Here is a 3,799-nt window from a genome sequence, read left to right on the forward strand (position 1 = left end):
GAATCGAAGGGCGACTGATCCGTGAGCGGTTGGCCGACTCACCCATGTTTGCCTACGATTATCACGACCGCGACCATAACGTGCTCGATCGAGCAATCGACCTTCTTGGATCGATCTTCTGGCGATGAAAGGCCAGCGGGATTGCCGTCTCGTTTACGCCAACGGCCTTGCGCCCACCAGCCCAGCGTTGGCCGCCTCGGCCTACGCTGGGTATTGCTTGGGCTGGAGGGCGAAACCCCGTTGGGGTAAACGGAGAGGGACAAACGATAGCCGCTTATCGCGCATCGGCGCCGGGCGCTGGCTCGGCGTCGTGCGAAGCGGCGGAGATCACCGCCTGCTGCCTGGTGTCGATCTTGAAATTGGCGACCAGCACTTCGGCGATGCCATCAAAGCCCAGTTCGTCGTTCAATCGGTGCAGCACGCGGTCCTTCAATCGAGTGAGATGCGGATCGATGAAATCGGCGCTGCGGAGCCGGCGCAGCGTTTCCTCGACCCCTTGTTGAAGCTGGCGCTCGGCTTGAAGGAATTGCCGCTGCTCGGCGGCGGTCAAGTCTTCGGACAAACGAACGTAGAGGTCGAACTGACCTCGAAGCACTCGATTTTCGCGCCCGACCGACCGGCTGAATTCAAACGTGCCAACCGCCAGTTCACCGGCGACCGGCGTCATTTCGTTCGACGTTCGATTGCGAAGGAAATAGACGATTGAGCCTTCGATCAAAACGGAAATGACGATCGCCGCGACAAGCCATCGCGAGCACAGCACATTGCCCCAATCGAAGCCGCGGGTAGCTGACTGAACCGGGGCATCGACTTCGGCGTCGGACCTTACCTTCCGCGCCGGGGGAGGTTTTCGTTCAGGACCGCGAGCCGGCGATTTGGTTGCCTTAGCCATCGAAGAATCCGTCGCTGAACTGCCCGAAATTCAGCCGTCGTTACGCGTTCGGTCCCGGAATTCTGGCGAATTCCGCTACGTCGCCTCTTAAGCGTAGCTCGTGGGCGGCTCAAGTGAGCCGGAGAAACCGCTAAACGCGGCAAAATCGGAAGCAGAGGGCGTCGGCCTGCGCTCAAAAAAAATCGGGGTCCCTGACGTGCCAATTCCACATTGGCTTTGCCGGATGGCCAGGGGCAAGGCTACCATCCCGCCAAAATCGCCGTCAGAGACCCCGCGGGCCAGCATCAGAAAAGCAACTGCCCTTGATGGACAGTCGAAAGCCAGACGGGCCGAAGTGGAATGCAACCATCGTGCCGGACCTTTGTGCCGAGCGGTTGCAGCAACGGGGTTCAACTCATAGTTGCTTGAAGCGAAAGCACTTATGACATACGATTGCGAGTTCGAGCCATTCGGATGACTATTTCAACGAGCGGATCGGATTGATACACCTTGGCGAATTCTGCAATGCAAAGTAAGACGCACCCACCCCGGATGGACTAGCACCCCGTTCGCGTTCGCCGTCCGTCTCGAAACGGGACCGTAGCCGAAAATGGATCGTCTCGCCGACCATCAAACTCTGCCGCCCGACGCTGATCGGGTGCTGGTCCTCGCCAATCCCAGGGCAGGAGCGGCCTCTGGCAAACGCTCGGTCGATGCGTTGGTTGCCGCATTGAGTCGCCATCGACTGAGCGCGGAGATCGTTCCCCACCCCAACGAACTGACCGACCGCACCGCTGCCGCGCAATCGTCGGGCCGTTTGCGCGCCTTAGTCGGGGCGGGAGGCGATGGCACCGTCGCCGAACTCATCAATCGAGCACCGCCCGGAATCCCCATCACAACGCTGCCGCTGGGGACGGAAAACCTGCTGGCAAAGTATCTCGATATGCCATATGCCCCGTCGGAGGTCGCCGAAGTGATTGCCGCCGGGGCGGTCGTTCGCCATGATGCGGGCCGCGCCGGCGACAGGCTGTTCGCCCTGATGGTAAGCTGCGGTTTCGACGCCGAGGTGGTTCGCCGACTTCACGAAAACCGCCAGGGAAACATCAGCCACTGGAGCTATTTCAAACCCATTTGGCAGACGATCCGTAGTTATGAATATCCCGAGCTACGCATATACTGTGATCCGGGCCGTCTTGGCGAGAATTCCACCCCGGCTTGTGAAACCCTGATTCGCGCTCGATTCGCATTCGTGTTCAATATCCCGCGATACGCCTTTGGATTTCAATTCGCGCCGAAGGCCCTGGGTGACGACGGCTTGCTGGACGTTTGCACTTTTCGCCACGGTTCGTTCGGCTATGGATTATGGTATTTGATGAACGTGATCCTTCAGCGGCATCCGCGAGTCACCGGCTGCTCGATGCTTCGAGCAAAGCGAGTTCGCATCGAGGCCGACGAGCCGGTGCCGTATAATCTCGATGGCGACCATTGCGGCTACCTGCCGCTCGAGATCGAAATCGTGCCCGATCGGCTCACGCTGCTCGTGCCGCCCGGCTGGGCCGAGCGACGCTACTCGCGCCCTTCGGTTCGCGAGCGAACCGGCTAACGAACGACTTCCGGCTAACAACCTTTTGTTGGAGTTCAGGCTTTAGCCTGCTAGGAGCAGCCTGAAGGCTGGACTCCAACAGTTCGACCTCCGACTTCATGCCAAACAATCCGGCAATCATCGGTCCATATCGGTGCGGCAGCGGCGAGCCGCTGCTGCTGATCGCCGGTCCATGCGTGATCGAGACGCTCGAGCTGACATTGTCGATTGCCAAACGGCTCAAGCAGTTGACCGCCGATCTGCCGGTTCATTTGATCTTCAAAGCATCGTTCGACAAGGCGAATCGCACCAGCGGCGAAGCGTTTCGCGGCCTGGGGATCGAACGCGGCATCGAGGTCTTGCGTAAAGTCAAGCAGGCGACGGGCCTGCCGGTCACGACCGACATTCACGAATCGCAGCAAGCGGCCCAGGTTGCGGAGGTCTGCGACCTGCTGCAAATCCCGGCCTTCCTCTGCCGGCAGACCGATTTGTTGGCGGCCGCGGCGGCGACTGGCCGCGCGGTAAATGTGAAGAAAGCCCAATTCCTCGCACCGTGGGACATGCAGCATGCGGTTGCGAAACTGGCCGCGGGCGGTTGTCAGAACATCCTGCTCTGCGAGCGCGGAACGTTTTTTGGCTACGGTCGCCTGGTCAACGATATGCGGGCCATCCCGCAGATGCGAGCGCTCGGTGTGCCGATCGTCTTCGACGCCACGCACAGCGTTCAGGAACCGGGCGGATTGGGGACCGCGACCGGCGGCAATCGGGCGATGGTCGAGCCGCTGGCCCGAGCCGCCGCCGCCCTGGGCATCGACGGCCTGTTTTGCGAAACCCATCCCGATCCCGATAAATCCCCTAGCGATGGTCCCAACATGATTCCGCTCGGTGAGTTCCGCTCGTTCCTCGAACGGGTCTTGCGAATCCGCGCGGTTGTGGAGCAATTCTCGTGAAGAAGAGCCTACCCGAAAACGGCCGGGGACCGTCCCCTTTTTTGCGGGCACCATCGCCGCGATGGTCGTCGGAAAAAAAGGGGACTGTCCCCCTCTCCGCGGGCCGTTTTCGGATCCGCACCAAGATTTCTGGCAAGCATGAATCCGCGGCCTGCCTCGCGGCATTGTTGGTCACGCTGCTCGTCGCTCCGGGATGTCCGCGCACAGACTCATCCGGCGCAACGGCTGGACCCGCAGCGACCACTCAGGCCGAGCAAGGTCAGTACCGCGCCCCGCTGTTGAGCAACGCGCTCTACGTGCTCAACAAGCTGGAGCAGTTCGACGAACAACCGGCCTTGGAGCAGGTCGTCGATCGCTTGAATCAATGGGCTCGCGGGCAGGAGTTCAACGTCGAGT

4 protein-coding genes are annotated in these 3,799 nt (G+C 60.8%); 3 read left to right on the forward strand and 1 reads right to left on the reverse strand.

The features are described from left to right. Positions 1–274 precede the first annotated feature (274 nt). A complete protein-coding gene (locus VGY55_13340) occupies positions 275–892 on the reverse strand; it encodes a hypothetical protein (protein HEV2970950.1) in 618 nt (205 codons plus the stop codon). Positions 893–1,481: 589 nt separating this feature from the next. Here VGY55_13340 and VGY55_13345 point away from each other — a divergent pair. From VGY55_13345 to VGY55_13355, 3 genes are all read left to right on the forward strand, one after another. Continuing rightward, on the forward strand, positions 1,482–2,474 hold the full coding sequence (locus tag VGY55_13345; protein ID HEV2970951.1) for a diacylglycerol kinase family protein: 993 nt from the start codon (positions 1,482–1,484) through the stop codon (positions 2,472–2,474). Between the two features lie 98 nt (positions 2,475–2,572). Next, positions 2,573–3,403 (forward strand): 3-deoxy-8-phosphooctulonate synthase, encoded by an 831-nt coding sequence (kdsA, locus tag VGY55_13350; GenBank protein ID HEV2970952.1) that lies wholly within the window; start codon positions 2,573–2,575, stop codon positions 3,401–3,403. Further along, positions 3,400–3,799: hypothetical protein (locus VGY55_13355; GenBank protein HEV2970953.1), on the forward strand; the 400-nt coding region annotated here is incomplete at its 3' end. The genes kdsA and VGY55_13355, both read left to right, overlap by 4 nt.

Source organism: Pirellulales bacterium, assembly GCA_035939775.1.
GTDB lineage: Bacteria > Planctomycetota > Planctomycetia > Pirellulales > DATAWG01 > DASZFO01.

Bases quoted from the DNA above. Each gene is read 5' to 3' on its own strand.
- kdsA (HEV2970952.1), top strand. From the start codon at position 2,573: ATGCCAAACAATCCGGCAATCATCGGTCCATATCGGTGCGGCAGCGGC.
- VGY55_13345 (HEV2970951.1), top strand. From the start codon at position 1,482: ATGGATCGTCTCGCCGACCATCAAACTCTGCCGCCCGACGCTGATCGG.
- VGY55_13340 (HEV2970950.1), bottom strand. From the start codon at position 892: ATGGCTAAGGCAACCAAATCGCCGGCTCGCGGTCCTGAACGAAAACCT.